This window comes from Bradyrhizobium sp. Pha-3 (genome assembly GCF_042258615.1).
Lineage (GTDB): Bacteria > Pseudomonadota > Alphaproteobacteria > Rhizobiales > Xanthobacteraceae > Bradyrhizobium.
Window position 1 is genome coordinate 7502200 of record NZ_CP170152.1, and the last position, 22682, is coordinate 7524881.

19 protein-coding genes and 10 pseudogenes are annotated in these 22682 nt (G+C 59.2%); 9 read left to right on the forward strand and 20 right to left on the reverse strand.

The genetic code is table 11. From position 1 onward, the window contains the following. Positions 1-126: 126 nt before the first annotated feature. Positions 127-480, reverse strand: a complete 354-nt coding sequence (gene tnpB / locus ACE10Z_RS35100) for an IS66 family insertion sequence element accessory protein TnpB (RefSeq protein ID WP_375784852.1) — start codon at positions 478-480, stop codon at positions 127-129. A 94-nt stretch (positions 481-574) separates the two neighbouring features. After that, positions 575-808 (reverse strand): transposase, encoded by a 234-nt coding sequence (locus ACE10Z_RS35105; RefSeq protein WP_375784853.1) that lies wholly within the window; start codon positions 806-808, stop codon positions 575-577. 149 nt (positions 809-957) lie between these two features. On the opposite strand from ACE10Z_RS35105, the pseudogene ACE10Z_RS35110 reads away from it, so the two are divergent. Then, positions 958-1147, forward strand: a pseudogene (locus ACE10Z_RS35110) (porin); the annotation flags it as partial. Between the two features lie 156 nt (positions 1148-1303). Then, a complete protein-coding gene (locus ACE10Z_RS35115) occupies positions 1304-1555 on the forward strand; it encodes an IS3 family transposase (protein WP_375784854.1) in 252 nt (83 codons plus the stop codon). Positions 1556-1558: 3 nt separating this feature from the next. Here the strand turns inward: ACE10Z_RS35115 and ACE10Z_RS35120 are convergent, their stop codons facing one another. Together ACE10Z_RS35120 and ACE10Z_RS35125 are read right to left on the reverse strand one after the other, a co-directional pair. Next, positions 1559-2620, reverse strand: coding sequence for an IS630 family transposase (locus ACE10Z_RS35120; RefSeq protein WP_375784855.1), 1062 nt, complete (start codon positions 2618-2620; stop codon positions 1559-1561). Positions 2621-2754: 134 nt separating this feature from the next. Continuing rightward, positions 2755-3036, reverse strand: coding sequence for a hypothetical protein (locus ACE10Z_RS35125; protein WP_375784856.1), 282 nt, complete (start codon positions 3034-3036; stop codon positions 2755-2757). Between the two features lie 296 nt (positions 3037-3332). Here ACE10Z_RS35125 and ACE10Z_RS35130 point away from each other — a divergent pair, with 296 nt between their 5' ends. Then, a complete protein-coding gene (locus ACE10Z_RS35130) occupies positions 3333-3674 on the forward strand; it encodes a hypothetical protein (protein ID WP_375784857.1) in 342 nt (113 codons plus the stop codon). 210 nt (positions 3675-3884) lie between these two features. Here the strand turns inward: ACE10Z_RS35130 and ACE10Z_RS35135 are convergent, their stop codons facing one another. After that, on the reverse strand, positions 3885-4058 hold the full coding sequence (locus ACE10Z_RS35135; RefSeq protein ID WP_375784858.1) for a hypothetical protein: 174 nt from the start codon (positions 4056-4058) through the stop codon (positions 3885-3887). A gap of 8 nt (positions 4059-4066) precedes the next feature. Further along, positions 4067-4337: pseudogene (locus ACE10Z_RS35140) on the reverse strand (site-specific integrase); the annotation flags it as partial. Between the two features lie 595 nt (positions 4338-4932). Between ACE10Z_RS35140 and ACE10Z_RS35145 the strand changes: the two are divergent. Beyond that, positions 4933-5247, forward strand: a complete 315-nt coding sequence (locus ACE10Z_RS35145; RefSeq protein ID WP_375784859.1) for a hypothetical protein — start codon at positions 4933-4935, stop codon at positions 5245-5247. A 51-nt stretch (positions 5248-5298) separates the two neighbouring features. Beyond that, positions 5299-5430 (forward strand): hypothetical protein, encoded by a 132-nt coding sequence (locus tag ACE10Z_RS35150; protein WP_375784860.1) that lies wholly within the window; start codon positions 5299-5301, stop codon positions 5428-5430. A gap of 204 nt (positions 5431-5634) precedes the next feature. Here the strand turns inward: ACE10Z_RS35150 and nodU are convergent, their stop codons facing one another. From nodU to ACE10Z_RS35200, 10 genes and pseudogenes are all read right to left on the reverse strand, one after another. After that, positions 5635-7323, reverse strand: a complete 1689-nt coding sequence (gene nodU, locus ACE10Z_RS35155; protein WP_375789996.1) for a nodulation protein NodU — start codon at positions 7321-7323, stop codon at positions 5635-5637. Between the two features lie 18 nt (positions 7324-7341). After that, positions 7342-8013 (reverse strand): annotated as a pseudogene (locus ACE10Z_RS35160) (SAM-dependent methyltransferase); the annotation flags it as partial. A gap of 333 nt (positions 8014-8346) precedes the next feature. Then, positions 8347-8946 (reverse strand): annotated as a pseudogene (locus tag ACE10Z_RS35165) (IS481 family transposase); the annotation flags it as partial. 542 nt (positions 8947-9488) lie between these two features. Further along, positions 9489-9905, reverse strand: a complete 417-nt coding sequence (locus ACE10Z_RS35170) for an SET domain-containing protein-lysine N-methyltransferase (protein ID WP_375784861.1) — start codon at positions 9903-9905, stop codon at positions 9489-9491. Between the two features lie 1012 nt (positions 9906-10917). After that, positions 10918-11172 carry a hypothetical protein gene (locus tag ACE10Z_RS35175; RefSeq protein ID WP_375784862.1) on the reverse strand — a complete coding sequence of 85 codons (255 nt, stop codon included), beginning with the start codon at positions 11170-11172 and terminating at the stop codon, positions 10918-10920. Next, entirely contained in the window at positions 11169-11366 is a 198-nt protein-coding gene (locus ACE10Z_RS35180) for a transposase (RefSeq protein WP_375789997.1), read from the reverse strand. The genes ACE10Z_RS35175 and ACE10Z_RS35180 overlap by 4 nt, the downstream gene beginning before the upstream one ends. Continuing rightward, positions 11359-11661 (reverse strand): hypothetical protein, encoded by a 303-nt coding sequence (locus ACE10Z_RS35185; protein ID WP_375784863.1) that lies wholly within the window; start codon positions 11659-11661, stop codon positions 11359-11361. Before ACE10Z_RS35185 ends, ACE10Z_RS35180 begins: the two co-directional genes overlap by 8 nt. Before the next feature lie 40 nt (positions 11662-11701). Next, positions 11702-12367, reverse strand: coding sequence for a transposase family protein (locus ACE10Z_RS35190; protein WP_375784864.1), 666 nt, complete (start codon positions 12365-12367; stop codon positions 11702-11704). 415 nt (positions 12368-12782) lie between these two features. After that, positions 12783-13469, reverse strand: a pseudogene (locus ACE10Z_RS35195) (ATP-binding protein); the annotation flags it as partial. Between the two features lies 1 nt (position 13470). After that, positions 13471-14298: pseudogene (locus ACE10Z_RS35200) on the reverse strand (hypothetical protein); the annotation flags it as partial. Positions 14299-14315: 17 nt separating this feature from the next. Between ACE10Z_RS35200 and ACE10Z_RS35205 the strand changes: the two are divergent. Both ACE10Z_RS35205 and ACE10Z_RS35210 read left to right on the forward strand, forming a co-directional pair. Next, positions 14316-14522: pseudogene (locus tag ACE10Z_RS35205) on the forward strand (IS21 family transposase); the annotation flags it as partial. 652 nt (positions 14523-15174) lie between these two features. After that, complete coding sequence (locus ACE10Z_RS35210) at positions 15175-15726, forward strand: CmcJ/NvfI family oxidoreductase (RefSeq protein WP_375784865.1); 552 nt, start codon at positions 15175-15177, stop codon at positions 15724-15726. A gap of 803 nt (positions 15727-16529) precedes the next feature. On the opposite strand, the gene ACE10Z_RS35215 is transcribed toward ACE10Z_RS35210, so the two are convergent. After that, positions 16530-17765 (reverse strand): acyl-CoA dehydrogenase family protein, encoded by a 1236-nt coding sequence (locus ACE10Z_RS35215; protein ID WP_375784866.1) that lies wholly within the window; start codon positions 17763-17765, stop codon positions 16530-16532. Between the two features lie 198 nt (positions 17766-17963). Here ACE10Z_RS35215 and ACE10Z_RS35220 point away from each other — a divergent pair, with 198 nt between their 5' ends. After that, positions 17964-18302 carry a hypothetical protein gene (locus ACE10Z_RS35220; RefSeq protein ID WP_375784867.1) on the forward strand — a complete coding sequence of 113 codons (339 nt, stop codon included), beginning with the start codon at positions 17964-17966 and terminating at the stop codon, positions 18300-18302. Positions 18303-19629: 1327 nt separating this feature from the next. On the opposite strand, the pseudogene ACE10Z_RS35225 reads toward ACE10Z_RS35220, so the two are convergent. Next, a pseudogene (locus tag ACE10Z_RS35225) lies at positions 19630-19857 on the reverse strand (IS256 family transposase); the annotation flags it as partial. Between the two features lie 246 nt (positions 19858-20103). Here ACE10Z_RS35225 and ACE10Z_RS35230 point away from each other — a divergent pair. Next, positions 20104-21128: pseudogene (locus ACE10Z_RS35230) on the forward strand (transposase). A gap of 305 nt (positions 21129-21433) precedes the next feature. Here the strand turns inward: ACE10Z_RS35230 and ACE10Z_RS35235 are convergent. Both ACE10Z_RS35235 and tnpB (ACE10Z_RS35240) read right to left on the reverse strand, forming a co-directional pair. Beyond that, a pseudogene (locus tag ACE10Z_RS35235) lies at positions 21434-21906 on the reverse strand (transposase); the annotation flags it as partial. Between the two features lie 434 nt (positions 21907-22340). Further along, positions 22341-22559 carry an IS66 family insertion sequence element accessory protein TnpB gene (gene tnpB / locus ACE10Z_RS35240; RefSeq protein ID WP_375784868.1) on the reverse strand — a complete coding sequence of 73 codons (219 nt, stop codon included), beginning with the start codon at positions 22557-22559 and terminating at the stop codon, positions 22341-22343. Positions 22560-22682: the final 123 nt, after the last annotated feature.

Below are 22682 nucleotides of genomic sequence, written 5' to 3' on the forward strand. Positions count from 1 at the left end.
TCTCGGCGTCAAGCGCGAGCACCATCTCGGTTAGCGCTACTGGATCGGTCGGGAGAGCGTCGGGGCGAATCGCCATGATCAAACGATACATCCGCGCGCCGCAGGCTCCAGCGAAATCCTCACCTCTCAGCCGACAACGGCCGGCTGCTTCACAGGCTTGGGGGAGACGCGCGTCCACTCAAGTCCGTCGAGCAGCATCGCGAGCTGCGTCGCACTGAGATGCACCGCGCCATCGCGGATCGGCGGCCAGGTGAAGCGCTCCTGGTGCGGCCACTTCGTCACCAGCACCATGCCGCTGCCGTCCCACGCCAGAAGCTTCACTCGGTCCATGCGCTTGCTGCGGAACAGGAAGACGTCGCCGCAATACGGGTTCGCACGCAGCGCTTCGCTCACCAGCACCGATAGCGTGTGCACCGACTTGCGAAAGTCGACCGGCTGTGCGGCCAGCACCACTTTGAGGTCAGACCGTAATGCAATCAACGGATGCCCCGAAACGCCGATAGCACTGTCGAAAGCATCGCCAGCTCCACTTCGGGCTCGCCCCGGATGCGTGCCCGGCCCACCTCAATCTCGATCATCCCGCCACGCTTGCCTGGGGCGATGCCATCTGCGGCAGCACCTTATGCGCGGACGCTAACCGGTCCGGCTCGTCTGCCGTCGCCGGACCGCTCTCGGAAGCGATCCGGACCGGCACGAAGCCTGGCGCCTGAAAGCTCTTGCGCCGCCACACCGTCAGCAGCCCACGGACAACGCCATGTCGCCGAGCGACCTCGGGAATATTGGCCCCTTCCTCGAAGCTGTCCGCCACGATCCGGGCCTTCTCTTCCGCCGTCCAGTGCCGTCGCCGACGCTGCCCGTGATCACCTCGATCCGACGATAGGAGAACAGTTCATACTCGGCTGTATCGCAGCTCATTCGCGCGATGCCCAGGTGCAGGGCTCATACCGGTTACGTTCGATCACGCGCTGGTCACCTGTCACAAACCTGACGTTCTCGGCTGAGCTCGACGCAACTTTTCTCGATCAAAAGTACTCTGGCACAATCAGGGCCCCGGCAGTCGCGGCTGTCGGCAAGCCGGTTGCTGTGTATGAGCTCAAGAACCAGAGCGCGCTGGTCGGGCTTCCTACGCGTTCAGCGCAATTGGTGACGTCCAGTCAGACAACTGGAGACGGGAACTCTTTCGTAAAGCCTGGCAAAGTCCGGCGCAGCGGCCAAGTGCCTGATTCACTATTCCGATCGCGGCGCCCAATATGCCTCGGCGGATTACCGCAAGCTGATGCAGTCCGCCGGCCTCGAGGCGTCGATGAGCCTCAAGGGCGACTGCTATGACAATGCTCCGATGGAGAGCTTCTTTCACACCCTCAAGACGAAGCTCGTCCACCGTAGGCACTGTGCAACACGGGCAGAAGCCACACGGGATATCTTTGTCTATCTCGATGGCCTCTACAAGCCTGCATCACAACACCCATCTGTCTATGTGGTTGAAGAAAAGAGATTTTGCTGCTCGGGATGCGATCCCATGGGATATTTTTGGATTTTGGCGCGCGTTCTGTGATTGCTAGTGTCCTGAACCAGAAGTTCGCAACATCTGGTCGTGTTTTGCCGGGAGATTGTAACGGCAGAAGCGCTCGATGGACGCAAGGATGTCATCGGCGGATTTGGTCCATCGGAACGGTTTGGGATCGGCGTTGTGTCGTTCGATGAACGAGGCGATGTCGGCCCTGGGGGCGGCTACGCTGCGATAGACGCCACGCCTGATCTTCTTATCGGTGAGGAGCGCGAAGAAGCGCTCGACCTGGTTGAGCCATGACGAACTGGTCGGGGTCAGGTGCACGTGCCAACGCGGCCTTTTGGCCAACCACCTCCGGATCATTGGGGTCTTGTGCGTGACGTAATTGTCCATGACGAGATGGACGTCGAGTTCGCGCGGTACGGCAGCCTCGATCTCGTCGAGGAACTTGCGGAACTCGGCGGTGCGGTGGCGCCCGTAGCACTTGCCAATGACCCGTCCGGTCGCAATATCGAGGGCGGCAAACAGCGATGTGGTGCCATGCCTTTTGTAATCATGGCTCCTTCGGGCCGCCTGCCCGGGACGCATCGGCAGCATCGGCTGACTGCGGTCCAGCGCCTGGATTTGGGACTTCTCATCCACACACAGAACGATGGCGTGCTCCGGTGGTGAGACGTAGAGGCCCACGACATCGCGCACCTTGGCCACGAAGTTCGGATCGGTCGAGAGCTTGAAGCTCTCCATCCGGTGCGGCTGGAGCCCGAAAGCCCGCCAGATGCGTTGTACCGTCGATACCGATAGGCCGCTGGTCTTCGCCATGTCGCGGGAGCTCCAATGAGTGGCGTTCTCAGGGCAACTCTCCAACGTCCTCACGATCACGGCTTCGATACGGGCATCGTCAATCGTGCGCGGCGCGCCGGAGCGCGGCTCGTCGTGCAGCCCGGCCACACGCTGCTCCATGAAACGCCGCCGCCACTTGCCTACGGTCTGCCGGCCCAGCGCCAGTTCGGCCGCCACTTCCGTGTTCTGACTACCTTCCGCACAAGTCAGCACGATCCCGGCTCTCAGAGCCAGCGCCTGCGCCGTCTTCCGCCGCATCGTCAGCGACATCAGTTCGGCACGCTCATCATCGATATCAGGGGAGCAAGTCGCTGGACCACCATCACAGACTCCGTCGCTGTTTGCCTCAATCCTCGGCGCAGCAACGCGAAGCTACCGCGAATCTATGATTGCGAACTTGTGACTCAGGACACTAGCGCGGTTGATGCCGAGAGCTCGGCACGGGCAAAGATCCAAGGGCCTTCGGACAAGGGATGGATGGCGGCGATCTCGCCGGCCTCCGCCGCCAGTCTGAAGGTTTTGGGCGCGATCTTGAGAAGCCGCGCGGCCTTGCTGAGATTGATCCCGTCATCAGCAGGTTTGAACACTGGAATGCGGTGATGCGAGCGCAGCGATGTGACGCCCTTCCGCGTCCAGCGGTTGCCGTGACCAGTGACAAGGCCATTTGCCGGCGATGAGATCGTCATTGGCGATCAGCACCAACTGGCGGACAGCCGTGATCACATCCGCTGAGGCGCTGTTGCGTTGGCCGCGCCGACGCTAGGGCAAGCGGTTCTGGCTATGTACGCCGCCGATCCAGTGGACAATCAACACGATCTCGCCGGCCTCCTGATCGATGTCGGCGACCACCTCCTGGATGAGGGTGCGCACGATGCGCTTCTTCAGGCGCGTCCGTCGTTGGAGCCGCCCAGACGGTCTTGAGGTCCGTCGCGAGTGCGGCAAGCGCTGTCGGAGCGATGGCTGGCATCGGCATGGCTGCGCCATGCGTCGCGATCTTGCTCTCGACCTCCGCTACACGCGCGAGCGCCTTGTTCCAGCGAGCCTCCAGTTCGCCAGCAATCAGCCTGTTGGCGGGATCAGCAGCGTCGTACTGACGGAAGGCGCGATCGGTCGCATAGTGCGCTGCTTCAAGGTCGCGCAGAAGTGCGTCGCGTACCTGATCGCGCCGTTGACCGGCTTGCCTCTCGACGGCGACCGCGGCTGTGATGGCGCCGGGCCTCACCACGCCGACAAGCGCTTCCTCGATGGAATCGTCGACGCGCAGGCCGCCGAAGGCGATGCATTGCGGCTCGCCATTGTCCATCCAGGCACGGTCCAGCTATAACGCGGGATGCCATGCTTTGCGCCGGTATATCGAAGCGTCAGCTTGCGCCCGCAGCGCCGGCACCGGATCATGCCGCCCAGCAGCGTATTGCCATGTTTGGCGGCGCCATGATGACGGCTGGTGGGAATGTTGTTGCTGACCATCGTCCTGATCGCCTCGGCCTTCTCCCAACTGACGCCCTCATGGGCATTTGGCATCAGTGCCAGCCAGTCACTGCGTGCTTTTGCGGCGAATCTTCGCGCTGGCACCGTTGGCTCCATAGCCTACCGCAATCGCAGTCTTACCATAGGCATAGGCGCCGCCGTAGATGGGGTTCTCAATCATCCGGTGGGCGGCGGCGTAGTTCGGCCACCGCCAGGCCACATCGCCGTTGTTCTGCTTCACCGGAAGAGTGGCTTCTTGGGCAGCGGAATGTCTTCTCCAAAGGTCCATTCTTTTTTTGAGCGTGACCTGGTAAAGGAACCGAAGCGCCGCGACAGCTATATGTATTGACTTGGGGGCCAACCTTTTCTCGTTCGTGAGGTAGATTTGATAGGACCGAATGTGCTCGGGGGTCAGCGTATCCGGCGACACACGGAAGTGGCGTGCAAACAGCGATACGTGTTGGAGATACGATGCCTGCGTATGCGGCGACCAATTCCGCACCTGCATGTACTCAGTCATCCGTTGTCGAAGCGGTCATGGGAAGCTCCTTTGCGATACGAAAGCGCTGCAAGCAGCGCCTCCAGCGTGTCACAAACCAACTTCGTCAGGAATGCAGAAAGATCGAAAGATCAGATGGTGGCACCGAAGCTGGCCAAGAGTCGCCTACCGCGCGCCGGAGAGGGGGGACTGCCTCGTATTGGCGAGAAAGCGGGGTAATGCCCGTGGAGCGAAGGGGGCAGGTCATCGCCATTGGATCGGGTCAACCAGCAATGGGAGGACCCCGATCATCAACGGAAGGCGGCAGCCTTCATGCGGTGGCACGAGCCGTATAAATCGAGAGGCTCACGTACAGAATCTGTGAGAGGCTCGGGATGAAATTCCTTGGGCCTACTCGGCGCCGGCGCGGCGGCGAAGTTTGCTTTGTCACGGGAGTATTCCTGTCGTTAGAATGCGCGAACGCCCAATCGTCATCAAAATGCACTTCCCCGCCTGATACCCTGATACGTCGCAAAAGGGGGTTGCGCGACGGATCTGGAATGGCTCTGTTGAGCCATATTACCTATCATCGCTGATCGTCGGCCCTCTGATTCGCCTGTTAAGGATGGACGACGCTGTGCTCGACAATCCGGAGAAGACCACCCGGTTGCTCGACGCACTAAAGGCAGCTGCGCCATTTGACGTCGAATTGGCACCATCGTTGATCGAGTATCTGCAAGCCGAGAATGTTGCCGATGCTGATCGGATGCACCACGTCGTTCTGGGAATTGTCATACGACAAGTGACGATCGGCATCATCTGCCATTTGTCTCGCTCGCTTGTCGTCTCCCTCACACATGTGCGCGTACCACGCTCGATGCTACTTGCAGCGGCCGTTCTCGATTATCAGAAGCACCGAGTGAAGAAGCTCAAGAAGCAGGGCCGGAGGTAGCATAGAAATGGCGCACGCGATTATCCGAGGAAAGATGGTCGCCGATATGAAGTGGATTTTGACGACGCGCCGTTACGCGTCGAAGTTCATGCCAGTGAGGAGACCGTCGAGATTTTTGTGGGGGCAGATTTTGAAACGCACCCGGAAGAACGGCGACGCTTTGCGATAATCAACATCCCCTGACACCTGTTCAGCGAGGCCACGGGGCGGACGGCGCGACGCGCAGCGAAGGATCGTTAATGCGGCTGCCGCGCACTCTGTGCCGCTTCCCTCTTCAGGCCGCCGCCATGCGCTCTCTACCGCGGAGCGATTTATGCGAGTTCTTTTAAGTCAGCAAGTTCGATTGTTACGATCTTCGCGGGAAAGATGCCGTAGGCCGGCGATCACTCACTTACGGGGCTTGGTCCACAGCAGGCCGTCGGACCATATGTATCCAACGCGGCCCCACCGGCAGGCTGATGCGACATCCGGAAAAAACCCACGTCCATGGAGGTTGGCACTCGTATTGCAAAGCAGCGGAATGCCTGTGAGTTTTTCATATTCCACGAGAAGCTCGGCTACTTTGTGCTGAGAGGCTCTAGGAATGGTCTGCAAGCGCGCAGAACCGTCGAGATGTACAACGGCGGGGATTTTGTCCCGCCATTCTACCCGTGTCTGGTGATCGAACAGCATGTAAGGATCCGGCGTTCCGGGGTTGAAAATGTCCGGCGCACGATCCTCAAGGCATATCGGGGCCACCGGCCGGAAGTGTTCCCGCAGTTTGATGTCGTTAAGATAATCCTTCATTCCGGCCGATGTCGCGGCTGCGAGAATGCTTCTGCTGCCTAATGCCCGTGGTCCGAGCTCGGCGCGGCCGGCAAGGAATATCACGGGCTTGTTGCTAGCGAGGATGGTCGCAAGTTCACGCATAGTGCACGGCGCAGCCTCCCATTCGGACGGCACATCGCTGTGTAGCAAGGCTGGGCCACTATAGACCGACCATTCCAGCGGCCCGAAGCCTTTGTCCGCCGCTAGTGCGGCGCAAGCGGCACCGATTGCGGAACCGCTGTCATTCGGAAAGGGCGGCACCCAGACGGCATCGAACAGGCCTGTCCCACGTAGTGCACTATTCCATTTGATGTTGAGACCGCAGCCACCGACTATACACAAATTTCGCGATCCCGGAACACACGAATGCCGCTGCAAAGCAATCGCCATTTCGCAGACGAGCAGACGCTCGAGGAAACAATGAAAGGATGCAAGAACATCCTCGGGTGCCTTGGCCTTTAAACGGAGCGCGGTGGCATCGAAGAAGTCATGCACAGCTTCACTTAAGGCGAAGAAGTCATGCACACCCATATGCAAGGCCCACGCCCTGTACCGTCGGGCAAGGCTTGTGTCGGCCGCAAGGAGCTCCGTGTACAGCTTCTGAAACACCGCCACAATATCCTTATCAACCGACCCAAGCGCGATGTAGGCCATCAGCTTGCCGGCAACGCCTAGGTCCAACTTGGTGCGGTTCGACTGCTTATACGGTCCAAAGTGAAGGCCCGCGGAACCATAGGCACGGCCAATCATCGGGAACAGGCATTCGAGGAAGCGGGCACCGCGACGCTCTACATAATAGAGACGCGGAAAGGTGCCGCCGTCCCATACTAGGCAGAACGCGGGCTGTCCGGCTTTGGCAAATGGGCTGGTGCAGTATGCGGAGGCCACATGGCCTGTGACGTGCGGATAGCTTCTATAAGAGAAGACGCTTCCGTCGAGAATTAGGCCAAAGCCCTGGCTAGAAGTGAGAAGCCCCTCTGTATGACGTTCAAGATACGGCGCTCCTTTGAGAGCAATAGACGCTGCACCACTGAGCACCTGGAACTGCGACTCTACCTCCCCCACCCAGCCATCGATAACGAACTGATCAACATCCCGCGGACCCAGACCGTGCTCCGCCAAAGTAGCGACTATTGCATCGAGATTGTCAATGGTTTGATACCTCGGATTGTTGCCCCGCTTCTCCTGCTCGACGCACCAGACAAGCCGTCCATCCTCGACAACGGCGATCGCTCCGTCATGGGTCAGTTTGATACCGCAGATGCGCATAGTGCCTCCATGTCTAACGCTGGCAATTCGATCGCGAAAGCAGGCGAGCAAGCAGTCTGCGTTGACCAACTCGCCCGGGCACCGCAGACGCTGACGTCGATAAACGTTTGTTCAGCATTGCGATGACCGTCTCAGCACCAGCAGCGTGACCCGGCGCCGACAAGGGACATTACCCGCGGATACCAGATGTCCGCCCCGCGCAAGCATCCGTACGAGGTTGCGGATGGTCGTGCACATCTCGGCTATGTCACCTGCGTAACGGAGAGCTTCCGCTACGACGATCAGGTCTAACTCGGAGAACTGTTGAACGTCAGAGACTATCCACGTGACGCGAGACCACCTCTTCGTCCGTTGACTCGCTCGACCAATCGCTCGCGGCACGACATCGTGCACTCTGAGTCGCTTGCATGGGAGTGCCAGCTCTTCGGTGAATGCGTGGGCCGCACACCCGACCTCGAGGGCGTTTGTAACGCCCCATTGAGAAAGCGACAGCCAGAGCATTTGCGTGTGATGCTCCCGCTTAAACGGATTACCGTCGATTCGCCACGGAATGTCGGCCGTCGACTCCCGCTCCAGCAATCGACATCTCTTGTCGAGGCTCACGATTTGTCCATCCAGATAACGTGCACGATCACCCGCAGCTGCAAACGGTGTCAGACGCCCACAAGAACTGCACGAAAGATCCTTCATGCGAATTGCCCAGCAATTCCCGAATTTCCTGCAGCGTTGCTCCAGCGCTCGGGCTTCAGATCACGACCTTTTTCACCCTCATTTGGTACTTTGGCAGTCTTGCGCGACAGCGGACCGCCTCATCGTCGCTGGCGGATCGAGCTCAAACGCCTCATTAGGTCGCCCTCGTCGTAGCGCGGTGCAGGACTTGGGCCAAATGCGGCTCAGAGGAATCGCTCGCGGTTTTGCAACCAAACGTCGCTTCGCAAACACCTTGGCGTGTTCCAGACATGGGGTCGTTTGTTTTCAGACAGGAGCAGGCAGTACGGGGCCGTCCGCGGAGCGCAGTGGGAAAGTGAAGTGCATCCCATTGTCGGTGAGAACTGGTGGGTCTTGTAGGGGACTACCGCGATCGGAACTTCGAGAAAGCTCGCGGCGTAGGCCCGCGCCGTCTTCCTGACTAGTTGGACGAAGACGAGCTTTCTGGTGCGATCGATGGCTATATAGAGGCAGAGCATTGTCTTCGGAGGTCAGCGATGTCGATGTGGAAATGGCCGATCGGATGAGCCGTGGAATATTCCTTTGAAGGTTTGCCGGCTTCGACCTCCGGCAATCGGCTGATCCCACGGCGCTGACGGCGGCGATACAGGGATGACCGCGTCTACAAATGCGGGATAGTCGGCTGCAGTGCATAGAGACAATCATCGAGCGGCATTCCGTACGCCGCCGGAAGGTGACGATGATCGCCTCCTCTTCAATGAAAAAGACAGTCGACTTGGCTTCCTTGGTGCATGTCGGCTGATCGGCGACGGTCCCGCGCCGCTTCCACTTCGCGACGGTCTTCTGGATGATCCCGTAGCGCTTGGCGAGCGGTCTCAGGCTCTCCTGACTATCTTGTATTGCTCGACGGACTGCATCCGTCGTGGTGGTGCCGTCGTGTAAAAGCAGTCCCATAGCGCATCCTTCGAATCGTGCGTCAAGAATGCACGATCAAAGTATCGGGGGTAAACCGCGACAATCAGCGACGAAGCGAGGGACCGCTCGTGACAACGTTGTCTCATCGACGTCTCGACGTCTGGCGACTTTGATGTTCACGGTCTTGGCGCAGCAGGTTTTCTCGACCACGTCTACGCGCTCAACCTTCTGAAGCTCCCGGATGGCCACACTATTGCACTCCCTTCACCGACGAAACAAACGCGATCATCGACGATGGTGTATGTCGCCTGCATGAACGCCCTTCTACGTGACCTTCTACCACGAGCGCCCAGTCCACGCCTAACGAGCTCCCGGACCAGCAATGGCGCTCGATGTCGCTTGCGGAAGGATGGCTCGAAGAGCCATCAAAGCCTATCGACAAGGCGACGACCAGCACTCCCGGCGCATTGAAAAGCATGATCCGATTATGAAGTCGATCGAGGCCAAGCCAAGACATGTGATCAAACATCGCCGAGCATCGTACGCGCTCCCGGATCTACCCAATCAACGATCTTTGCCGTTTAATCAATGAAGTCAATAGCGTGAGGATAAGCCGAGATGTTTGCATAGCGGTGTGTTATTTCCTCACCAACATTTATGTCCTTTATTGCTACAATGCTCGCCCACGCGCCTGACTCTTCATCGGTCCATACTATTCGTGCATTTGGATCTAACGAGTGGTTCACTATCGAGATCAAACCGAAAACAACGTAACCCGTCAGAGAGTTCCCTTGATTCCGGTCGGGCCGTACGAAGTAGTACTCGAACAGTCGTGTGCGATCCAGCAGCTTAGCCGCAGCATCATCAAATCCCCATGTTGGAGCGCGATCAATTACATCTCCAACCTTGAATGGAATGTTTGCAAACACGCCGCGTCCTTTTCGTCGCACGGTTTTGACATACATAGCGTTGCTGCGATCAAAGACCTTGTCGACCATCGTGTGTACCTTCGTGATGCTGAGGAATCGGGCTGGCAGCGCTGTCGCGAGATTTCAATCAACTGTCTGCTCCCGACGGCGGAGCAATTCTTGCGAGCGCTGCTGTTGCAAGCTCTCTCTATAGTGCTCCCGAAGCGGCAGTTGATGGAGCAATTTGAATATAATCTGCTGGCCGTCGCCTACGGTCTCGTCGGCATCCGCAAGCTTATGGCGGCAACTGGAGAAGTCCGTCCCGGGAGTCGAAGTTGACGCAAGAGAACAGCGAGTGTCAGCCTTGCAGCACCGGGCACCCCATATCGATCCTCTCGTCGCGCTCGGCAACATTGACGAATTCGGCCTCGAAACTGACTCTTAGAGACTTACTAATGCTGCCATCCACGAAGTCGACGGCGGGCACCGCTCGCGTACGGAGCTTCCCTCGTCGCCGCATCCCTCCTGGTTCGGCAAAAATCCAGATCGCATGACGCGACGACGCTCCCACCACAAATGGCGATTGCAAACCTAGGCGGACACATCGATGCGATCAGGGATCGGCGCGTCTTCTCCGGGGATAGCGCTTCAAGAAACGTTCTAGCCAGCCAAGCCTTGACCTTCCCAGCCAAAAACTGCACCTTCGCAAGCGAACATAGATTATCCCGAGGCTCGTGCTACCTACCTAGGAATATAGCTACCAATATGCGTGGTCAGCTTAGCTGCGAAGTGCCCACGGCCGAGTGCCGGAGGCGGCCGTAGTGCCCCATTCACCGCAAGAGAGCGAATTGAGCTGTCAATCGGCCCTTTAATTGCGGATTGATGTCAATTCCTCTCTTTGAGACATTCGACAGGACGGTAGCGCTCGGCCCGTCTGAGCGGGTCGGGGTTGCGGAGACGGGACGAACGCGGCTGGTAGATCGATAGCCAGTCGGTAGCGGGTCGATTAGTTATCGCCTAAATCTCAATGCGATCGCGTCGCTGAGGTCATGGTCCTTTCCTAGGTCGCAGGCGCCTCATGATGATGTCCGGATCGGGTGCCTCAACGTGCGTGCGCGGCGGCGTGCGGACGAGCCGCCACAGCCGATTGACCGAGGTCACCACGACCACCGTCCCAGCGGGACATCGCCAGACCGGCGAACCGGACCAGGAACTTGCGAACAAATATCACATTGGGCTTCGGCTGGCCCCAGTCGAACGATGTGCCATCGACCCAGATGCAGTGCAGAATTACAGCGATCTTCTGAGCAATGGCGACCTTTGCCTTCCTCATGCCGATCCGCTTTGCGAGTTTCATGCCCCAGGCCTTGAGGGAGGACCACTTCTTTGTCCGACAAAGAAGGACGGTCGCCGCCTCGGTTCGGAGAAGCCGGTCGCCCCATCGAGATATCTTGCCACTGTGTCAGTTTCGCCGGATTGGTTGCGCCGCGGCGTAAGGCCCAGATAGGCGCCGACTGTCGAGGCCGATCGGAAGCGCGAGGGGTCATCGATCGTATGGCGGAAAGTAGGCCGTCACGACGCCGACACCCGGGACAGTCATCAGGCGACGCGTCGTCTCGTCCAATTTTGCCAACCGGCGGACCTCGTTATCGGACTTACTCTGTTGTTGACAGACGTTCTCATGAATCGACAACAGCGGCGATATCACGCTGAGGAGTGGATGATCATCACCCAAGGGTTCGCTGACCTGGTTGCCGAACTGCAGGCCGATAGCGCGCGGGAACAATAACCCATACTCTTTGATCAGGCTGCGGGCTTGATTCTCGATATCTCGGCGAATGGTCACAAGACGGGATCGCGCAACGAGTATCCCGCGGATTTTCTGGCTATCTTCGCTCTTGAAGCACGCACGTCGCCTCGGCACCATCGAAGCGACCGTATCCCACGAGTCGCCGGACGATCGCACCGTTCTTCTGCTCGACGAAAGCCTGATCATTCTTCTTGTAGGTGCGCGAGCGTGTCGCCTCGCTCTTTTGCGCGCGACACCAGGGCACGTCGACGTCGTTCATGAACGCGCTATCATTGTCGAAATCGGCGCCGCGAATGATCCAGGGAAACAGGCTCTGTGCGCGCTCCATCGCCCGCACGACGAGGCCGCCCTCGCGCGTCACCAGCGGCATGCACTCGGTCCAACCAGTCGCTACGTCGACCATCGTCAACACCTGAATGAACGAGCCAGCTACAGATATGCCGCCATGCGCCACCATGTCGACCTCGCAGAACCCCGGCGGCGGATCGTGCCAGTCATTGAACGTCCGGATCGGCACTTCACGGCGCACCGCCGGATAAAACCCGACCCGCCGGCGCTTACCGCCGGCCGCAGCGAGTTTGGTCTCGACCAGCAGGCGATCAATCGTGGCTGCGCTGACGCCGAGCACCAGCGCTCGATCAGCCTGGTCGAGCTTAAGCCGGCCATGCCGCTCAGCGAAGGCAGCAACGTCGGAATCATCACCTTCAGCCGCTTGCCGCAGATCCGATCCGAGGCCGCCCACACCGCCACGAGCGCATCCCTTATCGTGGCGCCATAGGTCGGCCTTCGCTGCCGCCGGGCCTCCGGCGAAATTGCGCCATGGCTGGCAAGCACCGAACCGTGTGCTTGCGATGTCAGCCGGTCACCGCGCAAAGCTCGTCGAGTATGCGCCCCTTATCCGCTCGCCCTGCTGATCGATCGCGCTCTGCCACCGCCGCCGTGAGCTCGCGCCGCGCACCCATGCTGATTCGTCCTGCCATCCGCGACACCGATCCGATTCGGTATCGCCGCCCCAATCCTGACGGTCAGTTCTCCGGTAACATTCTTGATGAGGCAATCCGTCCCTTTGAGCGGCGGGCTTTGACGGTAGCGCTCGCCTCGTCGGAGCTGACCGGGGTTGCGGAGACGTGGCGAGCGCGGGTTGTTTGATCGTCGTCGCGGCTTTTGAAGTGCCAACTGTCGTTGCCGGTTTCCACGATGTCGCAATGATAGGTCAAGCGGTCGAGAAGCGCGGTCGTCCTCTCGCCGAACGCCAGATTGTGGTGCCGACGATGGACGTGCGCTCATAGCCGGCTGGCGAGGTGGAACAGCAACTGGCCGCCGGATTGGGCGAACGGCAGGTATCCGAGTTCGTCGAGGACGACGAAGTCCATCCGGGTCAGATGCTCGACGATACGACCCCGCCGTCCGTTGCGGGTCTCGATCTCCAGACGGGTGACGAGGTCGACCACATTGTAGAAGCGACCACGGGCGCCAGACCGGATGCAGCTTCTGGCGATTGCGATGGCAATATGTGTTTTGCCGGTGCCGGTACCGCCGACTAGCAGGCATTGCGTTACTGGGCGATAAAGCCGCCGCCGGCGAGATCATTGACCAGCGTCTGGTTGATGAGTGTGCCTTCGAACTGGAAGTCCTCAAGATTCTTGACCAGCGGCAGTTTGGCGATGGTGAGCTGGTACTTGATCGAGCTGGCCTGCTTCTCATTGGTCTCGGCGTTGAGCAGAGATAATGCGTTGAGGTTCGTGCTGGCGTGTGACGGCGGTTGCCATGATCTCGTCGAAGGCGGCCGACATGCCATAGAGTTTGAGCTCGCCTATGAGGTCGAACAGTTGAGTACGTTCCACCAGATGGTCTCCTGAGGTTGTCGTAACGGGCATCGGGGCATGGCGCAATGTCAGTGCAGCCGGCATGAGGATGTTGGCCGGCGGCGCCGGATCACGCTGGCGAGCCAGGATTTTGAGCACGACATCGGCCGAAGGGACGCCATCAGCCGTCGCCTCGGCGCAGGCTGCCTCGACGGCCGGCGGACCGTCGGTCAGAACCGCGTTGAGGATGTCGACCATCTGCCGGTTGCCATCGTCGGCACCGGAAAGCTTGCGCCGTACACGATCGATCGCGGCCGGAAGCACCCAGTCTTTGAAGGGAGCGCCGTTGCATATACCGGCCGGTTCGACGGATTCCACGCGCTGCCTGAACGCGTGGCTGTTGGACAAGTGAATCGTCTACGCCAAGGCGCACCGGCATCCAGCAAGGCCCCGGGTTTGCGAGCGAGTACCGGCACGTAATGCCAGGGATCATAGGTCGTCTCGCCGCGGCCGAACGAGCGAGCATCCTCGGCAATGATGCGTCCGTCCTGGCGGCTCACAATGCGGTCGGCGTAAGCGTGAACCTCGACCGGCCGCCCAACAGTGCTGGCCGTCACCGAGTATTTATTGTTGTCGAACCGCACCGGACAGGTCGTCGAGACCGATGCCAAGAACTGGGCGAACAGACGGTCAGAGAGGTGTTCGAAGCCGAGCGACCGAAGCTCGTTCCCAACTCGTCGAGAGTTTTGAACCGCAGCCGCGGCGTGAAGAAGCGTTCACGGACAAGCCCAATCTGGTCCTCAGCCTGGCCCTTCTCCCAGTCCGATGCTGGCGTGCAGGCAACCGGATCAACCAGGTAGTGACTGCACCATCTGCATGAAGGTGACGGTCATCGTGAAGGCCGACCATGTCCGGCTCTGCCACAGCCGGATACTGTTTGTGCGGTGCTATCCGCGCCAGACGCAGGAGATGGTGTTCGACGCCCACGACCAAGCATTCGCTCTGTTCAAGGGCACTTGCGTGCGCGGCATCTACGACAACATGAAGACCGCGGTGGAGACGATCATCGTCGGCAAGGGTCGTCTCTACAATGTATCCAAACTCGGGCGCTGGATTCGACAAGCCAGCTTTCTTTCCACAAGCGTCAGATAAGGAGGTAGCCGTTGGCCGCATGGTACATTGGCAAGCACTGGAGGCGCTTAGACCTGAAAGCTAGTATTCGAAGAACCATGCCGCACAGGATGTCAGATCTAACCGCATCCCTATTGGGCGCGCCTCGCCGGAAAGCGAGAGTAACGGTCTCCCAGAACAGGTAGGAAGACTCCCTTCCCTCTTGCTGTATTCTTCAGGGACGACCGCTCCGCGACTAAAGCGTCGCGCCAAACCGGCTTTCTCAGCATCCAGATAGGGGGAGAAGCAGCCATGGGAAACGCGAAACAAGCCGCACCGACAGTGGAAGAAAAACGCGATTACTTGGAGTGCGTGCAGGGCCAAATCAACTTTGCTCGACGCACATCCGACGAGAAGGCTCCCGAAGTTGCTTTATCGAAACTGTTTCCCAACATGTTGTTTGTCACATACACAACCCGCCGCCCATGCTCAGCTACGACGTCACTATTCGCAGCGCGCGTCCGATCGTGAACGAATTATCCCTTGACCGAGAAGGCTTCACTCTAATTCAGCACAAGATATCCTGTGCAAACGAGCGTGATCCAGAGATTATGTACGATAGTATCTGGAAGAAATGATTCCATTCATTAAAAACCACTTCAATGCGTCGTGGATCGTGGCCCGCCGACAAAGTATAATTTTTCGTTCTGCCGGCGGGAACTCCGTTCGCACGGTAAAGGAGCCGATTGTATGCGCTCATATTGATTGGGCTCCGATCGCCGGCCCTGTGGTTGCCGCGATGGTGAGTCAATCGCAAGGCATCCCAATTCGATCATATTCTCGATTGATGATCATTCAAGCTTGGCATGCCTTGTCGCCGCCTCCGCAGGATTTCCCCTTGGCGATCTGCGATGGCGACTCGGTTCCCGATACCGATATTGACGTGGTGGACTACACGGTTCTCGGCAACACGATTAAGCTCGGCATCGTGCACTTCAATCCGGCCCAGGACTGGTACTACTTTCCGAAGATGACCGCGGACGAGCTTATCCTGTTTAAGAGCTATGATTCGGAGGTGCGTCGCAATCCGATGACCGCTCACTCTGCGTTCGACAATCGTCGAGCGCATCCTAATGCGAAACCTCGTGAGAGTCTCGAGGCTCGCTTCTTCGTGTACTACGCCTGAGCGGCCGAGAATGGATATTGCTCGTTCCGGGACCGCGAGCCGAGATAACAGCGCGAAGTGTATTTGGCTCATCGAGCGTATCTTCCCCGACCGACCGTGCCTTTCACTGAAGAGAATGAGTTCGCGCTGGAGACGATCGGGATACAGGGTGAACTGCGGCTATAAGGCCAGCGCCTGAGCTGCATACGCATCTCTGACTTTATTTAGAGCAGACCACCGAGCGGGTGATCCGGGGGATTAGCCGCCTCATAAGCGGACGTCATTAAATGCCGCTCCTCTTTCCACCGCTGCAGAACTGAGATCGTGACCCGTTCAACGCACTCGGAAACGTGGCTCATTTCGCAATACGGAGCGGCTTTCCGTCTCGTGCAAGATGGAGCTCTTCTGCTTGGAAGCGTCTTCGGCAACCACTCGACCAGCTTCTGACTTTGAAGATAACATATCTTGTGCATCGCAACGGATCTTGTGCATCGCAAATGTGAAGAAATTCGGATCGTTTCGATCTCGCTCCTGAAGATCACGTAGCCGCAGCTCTGATGGCAATCGGCAAGTTGGGCTCCCGGAGCACCTGGCCACGCTTCTCTCGACATGATGTAGAAGGCGGCGGCAAGTCACCGGCAGAGAGCGCGATCCACCGCATGCGCCGACAGCAAGAGGTTTGCCGAAAGGCTTGCGGCGCATCATGCAACAGCGGTGGGAGTCGGCCGAAAACTGCTCGTCCTTCCTCAATGGTCAGCCAAGGCGCGCTCTAAGTTCCTTTCGCGAGCGCCACGGGCTTGCCCTCCTGAACACGGGCTCTCCATTTAATTCACTGGAGAGTCTGCATACTTCCGAATTTCAAGTCGGGCAATGGCGCGGCAGTGGACTTCATCAGGGCCATCCGCCAGACGCATTGTGCGCACCGACGCATAGTCGCGCGCGAGGCCCGCGTCGTCGGAGACGCCAGCACCGCCAAAGGCCTGGATCGCCTGGTCGATGACATTGAGCGCTGTGCGGGGCGCCCCCACCTTAATCATGGCGATCTCGAGCTGAGCGGCTTTGTTGCCGAGCTTATCCATCATGTCGGCGGCTTTCAGGCACAAGAGCCGGCTCATTTCGATGGCGATGCGTGCCTCCGCGATTCGCTGCTCCCATACCGAGTGCTCAATGATCTTCTTTCCGAAAACGACGCGCGAGTTGAGCCGCTTGACCATCTTCTCCAGTGCCTCTTCGGCCTTGCCGATGGTGCGCATGCAGTGATGGATGCGGCCCGGACCGAGCCGGCTCTGCGCAATCTCAAATCCCCTACCCTCGCCCAGCAACAGATTGCTCGCAGGAACCCGGACGTTCTCGAGGAGCACCTGACCGTGCCCGTAAGGCGCATCGTCATAACCAAACACGTGCAGCATTTTTTCGATTTTAATGCCGGGTGTATCCAGAGGTACCAAGATCTGCGACTGCTGCTGGTGACGCGACGCTTTGAAATCGGTCTTGCCCATTACGATTGCAATTTTGCAGCGCGGATCGCCCACCCCCGACGACCACCACTTGCGGCCATTGATGACGTAATGATCGCCGTCGCGCTCGATCCGCGTCTCGATGTTCGTGGCATCCGATGAAGCGACCGCGGGCTCTGTCATCAGGAAGGCAGAGTGGATCTCGCCGTTCATCAAGGGCTTGAGCCATTTTCGCTTCTGCTCTTTGGTGCCGTAGCGGATCAAGATTTCCATATTGCCGGTATCAGGTGCCGAGCAGTTAAACACTTCCGAAGCCCAGCCGATGCGGCCCATCTCTTCCGCAAGCGGCGCATATTCCAAATTGCTCAAGCCCGCGCCATGGAATTCGTCATCCTCATGCGAGGACGGCGGCAGAAACATGTTCCACAGACCCTCGGCGTGCGCCTTCTGCTTCAGCCCCTCGACTACGGCTATTAGCTTCCAGCGGCCGCCCGCGGCATCCTGCTCCCTGTAGACGGGCACCGCGGGCCGGACATGCTTGGTCATGAATGACTGCACGCGATCAAGCCATTCCTTCTGCTTCGCCGATATCGTGAAATCCATGGGACGCTCCTTCTCTTCCAGACGTGGGCCACACCGTTCTCCCGTCCGAGCATCACAACGACCCGCCTGACGCTCTTCGTGACGGTGAACGTGTGACGGGTCGGGTTTTCCCACCGCCGAATGTCTACATTGACGAGCCACAAACGAAGTTTTTCGCACATACGTTTGATGTGCAACTCCCAGACTTGGGGGGTGTCTATGCCAACCGATCATCCCCGATCCCGCCATTCTCGCTGCGATCCAGCGGCTTTATGTCGATCGAGCTTTGGCGATATGACGCGGCGCGGCTTCGTGATGGACGCCAATGTCAATCTCGCCGCGGCGAATTATCATCTTGGCTCCAACAACGATTGCAGTATTATTCGCCACCCGCAACCTGCACAGCCGCGTGCGGCTGTGCGAATTGGGGCGCGCGTCGCCGTCGAACTGGTGCTGTCCAACTGTCTCGGACGACGCATGTGTCTGCACAGGTTAGTACGCGCCGCGCAGGCAACACCGCAGTTGGCAGTTCGTCTCCAAAGTGAACAGACGAGGTGAAGCAGAATCCTGAGCGACTTTCTTAGTTAGTCGCCCCTTCTGAAATCACGGATTCGGAAGAAGCATAAGCGCCTGAAATAAGCTTGTAACAGCCACATGCCCTTTGCCTCGAGGCTCTTGCGTTCATCAATCTGCAATACGCCGCGCCTCTTGCGAATCAACCTTTGTTCTTCGAAGCGGCTTCGAGTTTCCGTGACCCCGGCCCGGCGCAATCCCAAGACGGACGAAAGGTATTCATGGATAACTGCACGCACATGAGCGTCAACAGCGTCACTCGCGAGCCGCTTTTCGCGACCGTGCCGAACTCAGCATAATCCTGTCTGAGCGCAATGCAAGGCGAGCGCTTCATTGTACCGAGAAAGATGTTCTCGGATTTCAGAACGCTTGTTTATCACACGACGCAAATCCTCGACACGGATCCTGTGCGCGCTTCCGGGAAAGAGCACAACAGATTGGTGCATCGAAAGATGCCCTCCCACTAAGAGCAAAGCGCCAATCGCACCGCGATATCCTATAACCGCCGTTTCAAGGATACTTCCGGCCGCGACAATCCGTAGCGAGACGAGGCCCGGCTCTATGAAATAGACGCGATCAAGATGCCTTTTCGGCTCTAGCAACACCATGCGCTCTCTCAGGACGATCGGCTCAAGGAACTTCTCGCCGCCGCGAGGTCTTGAAGAGAAAGACTCGCCAAAATCGCGTTTTTGACAATGGACCGCGCACTAGCGGCGCACCGCACTACTGGCGCAGCATTTGCTGTGTGCCGGCCACTTGCTTGAGGGCTGCATCTGCGGAACTATCAAGCGCATCCGAGGCGGCTGGCAAGCGGTCGGTCATAATGCGGTCCGTCTCCTGGCACCTGGATTTCTGCGGCCGCCCCCGTACTGTAACGACATTCCAATATTGATTAATACGATGAGCGTCGTGTCGACGCCCGAATTCCGTTTTCGAGCTTCCTTTTCGACGGATTTCCAACCCGGCCGGGCCGGTGATTGCGTGTACCAGCCCTAAGTCGCGATAACTGATCCCGTCGGGCGGGTTCCCAGCCCTGCTTGGGATCTATCAGGTCGACCGTCGCGGCCTAATCGAGCCAATCCGCTGTTCGCGCACGCTGGCAGAGCCCGTTGTGTTGACGACCGCGAAACATTCTTCGTCGACTAAGGCATCCAACGATGATACCTCCCATCATCTGGCCGACGATCCAGCGCGAGGTCCTTGGAAGCACCGCCGAGATCAGACAAAGCGTCCTTACCGCCGAAGATGCCTGCGTAGTGTGGAGCTGACGAAGCGCGCGCCGAGCTATGCGGGATTTTGGGTGACGAGGCGATCAGGCGGCGTGGTTTGCCGGCATGCGGATGACTTCGATGCCGTCGTTGAATCTGACACCTGCAATCACCTTGGGCAACTGATTTGTGCCTTTGAGCCGCCGCCAGTTTTTTGATGCGGCGATGACCAGCTTGAACACCATCAGCCTGGCGGTCGTTGACGACAGCGATCCTTTCGTGCGCACGGTTCTGTGCCGCACGGTCGCGAACACGCTTTCGATGGGGTTGGTAACCGGTATGAGATGTGTCGGTGCCAACGTTCTGCCGCGGTGTCTAACACCGTGGCGTATGGTGCGACCATCGGGACAGAGGCACCGGGAGCACGAAGGTGCGGGTAGGCCGATACACACGATGAGCCGAGAGCTCGAGTTAGTAGCTGGCCGCCTCTGCAACTCGCCCGGTTGCGCCGAGAGCGCGAATCCGTAGTTGTCGTGTCGCCGGCAGCTCCCGTCATGTGTGTGGCAGAGGAGATGCAAATGCGACGGGTGATTGGCATCGACGTCCACCGAACTTTCGGCGAGGTGGTGTTTTGGGAAGACGGCAGGCTCCGACATGCGGGCCGCATTGATATGACACGGACTGCGCTGAAGGGATTTGGCAAGAGCCTGCTGGCCAGTGATGAGGTGGTGGTCGAAGCGACCGCCAACAGCATGGCGGTGTCGCGGGTTCTGGCGCCGTTCGTGGCGCGGGTGATTATCGCCAATCCGCTGCAGGTGAAGGCGATCGCCCAGGCTCACGTCAAGACCGACAAGATCGATGCCGGCACGCTCGCCAGTCTGCAGGCGGCCGGGTATCTGCCGCAGATCTGGACGCCGGACGCGGAGACCGAACGCAAGCGTCGGCTGGTGGCGCGGCGCTACAGGTCGTGCGGCATCGCACGCGGCTCAAGAACGAGGTGCATTCGATCCTGCACGCGTACCTGATCCCGAAGTGCCCGCATGCCGATCTTTTCAACGCCCGCGGCCGGGCGTGGTTGGCCGCTCAACAGTTGCCGGACGATGAACGCGCAGCGATCGATCGGCACGTCCGTGAGCTTGACCGATTGGCGGAAGACCTGGCCCTGCTCGACCGCGAGATCGCGCAGGACGCAATGGACGATCCCGCGGTCAATAGATTGATGACAATCACCGCGCCCGGTCCACTGCATGCTTTCTTCGTTCGCATCCGCGCCCGGCGCGGCCATCAGATCGCTGCGGTGGCCGTGGCTCGCAAGCTCACGGTGCTCTGCTGGCATTTGCTGACGAAGGGCGAAGATTACCTGTGGGCGCGCCCAGCGCTGGTCGCCAACAAGACCCGCGCAATGCAACTTCAAGCCGGACATCCGCAACAGAAAGGTAACCGGCGTGGACCTGCCTACGCCTACAACATCAAGGCGCTGCGCGACCACGAGATGGTGATTGCCGCCCAGGCGGAGCGAAACTACGAACAATTCGTGTCGCAATGGAAACCGCGGCGGCCAAGAGCGGGCGCGCGGGCGCCTCAATTCGGCAAGACAACATAGGCAGTCTGGTGACGCTTGCAGCCGACGCGTCACGCTTCGCCACGAGGTCGCCCGCGCCCGACAACCATAATCGCAGCTGACGGCAACTTCCAGCCTAGCCAGGCCCGTTCCATGCAGCGTGCCACCGTGCTCGGGCCGGTCAAGGCCAAGCCTTGCGGTGGCCGCAAGTGCGGCCAGCCTTGACCGCCCCTGCGCGCGGCGGCTGCAAGATTGATGGCCGGGACGGAAGAATGACCTGCGGCGCGGCCGAACAAAAGAATGGACGTGCCGCGATTTCCGCAATTGTCGTCTCGGTCAAAAAATCGCTTGTCCATCTCATCCGTCGAATGCAGCTTGGCGCGATGCTGCGGCGGGAACGTCATGTAGGCGAGCACGTCGGTCTCGGCCTCGTCGAGGAAGCCGGCAAGCTTGGGCAATTTGGGGCGGAGTTGGTCGGCGACCCTCCGCCACTGCGCTGTTGCGGCCTCGGCATTTCCTGGGCAAACGCGGTGGCGATGAAGGCGGAGACGACGCGCCGCCCGCTCTTGCCGGCATGTGCCAGCGCGTTGCGCATGAAGTGGACGCGGCAGCGCTGCCAACTGGCGTTGAGCACCTTGGCCACGGTGGCCTTGATGCCCTCGTGGGCGTCGGACACGGCCAGCTTGACACCGCGCAGGCCGCGGCGCGCGAGCTTGCGCAGGAATGCCGTCCAGAACGTCTCGGCTTCGGAGGGACCGATATCCATCCCATGAACCTCGCGCCGGCCGTCGCTGTTGACGCCGACGGCGACAATCAGCACCTTCATCACTACTACGAGCCGATCCGCCCCAGTGTTGTGCTTCGGTACTCTCGTCTCGCGGTGTGCGCCGCTTGAACTTCTCCCTTGGCATCACAACGACTGGTTCCTGCAGTTCTCTATAAGAGCCTGTATCCAGATCGCGTCCCCTAAACGCCGGTCGCCATCCGCGCAGTAATCCAAGCGCCTCGCGGATTGATCTCAGGGATGGCACGCGCCCCTGATTTTGGCGACGTCTGAATAATTTTCGACGCGTCATCGGAAGATTCGCTTTCGCTCGCCTTCTGGATACCTACCTGCCCCGTAAATCCGGGACTTTTGCAACACTTGCTGATGACCGCGCCTTTTAAGCGAAGCCACAGTGTCGTGGTTTTGCATCTGCGCCTGGAACGCCGATGCAGGAGGGCCGTCCTCCATCTCTCATAAAGCTGTACGCATTAAATTCGGTTATTCACCTCCTTCATGCTCTGCAGCACACCATGCCAAATAATCTTAATCAGGTCGCCGCGGCGGCCTCTAAAAACGTAGAGATCGCCAGCGTGAGGGTCCCGTTTCAAACCCTCCTGAACCAGACGCGCAAGGCTCGGGAAGCCGCGGCGCATATCGGTGTGGCCGGTCGCAAGCCACACCCGTACATTGCCCGGTATGGCGATCATCGGCGCTCAAGTACCTCGAGGACCCTTGCGAGCGCTTCCGGATCGACGTGCGCATCCACCCGGATGCGTCGCCGGTTGCCAAGATCGATCTCGATCAACCCAATACGCGCGGCCGCCACGGAG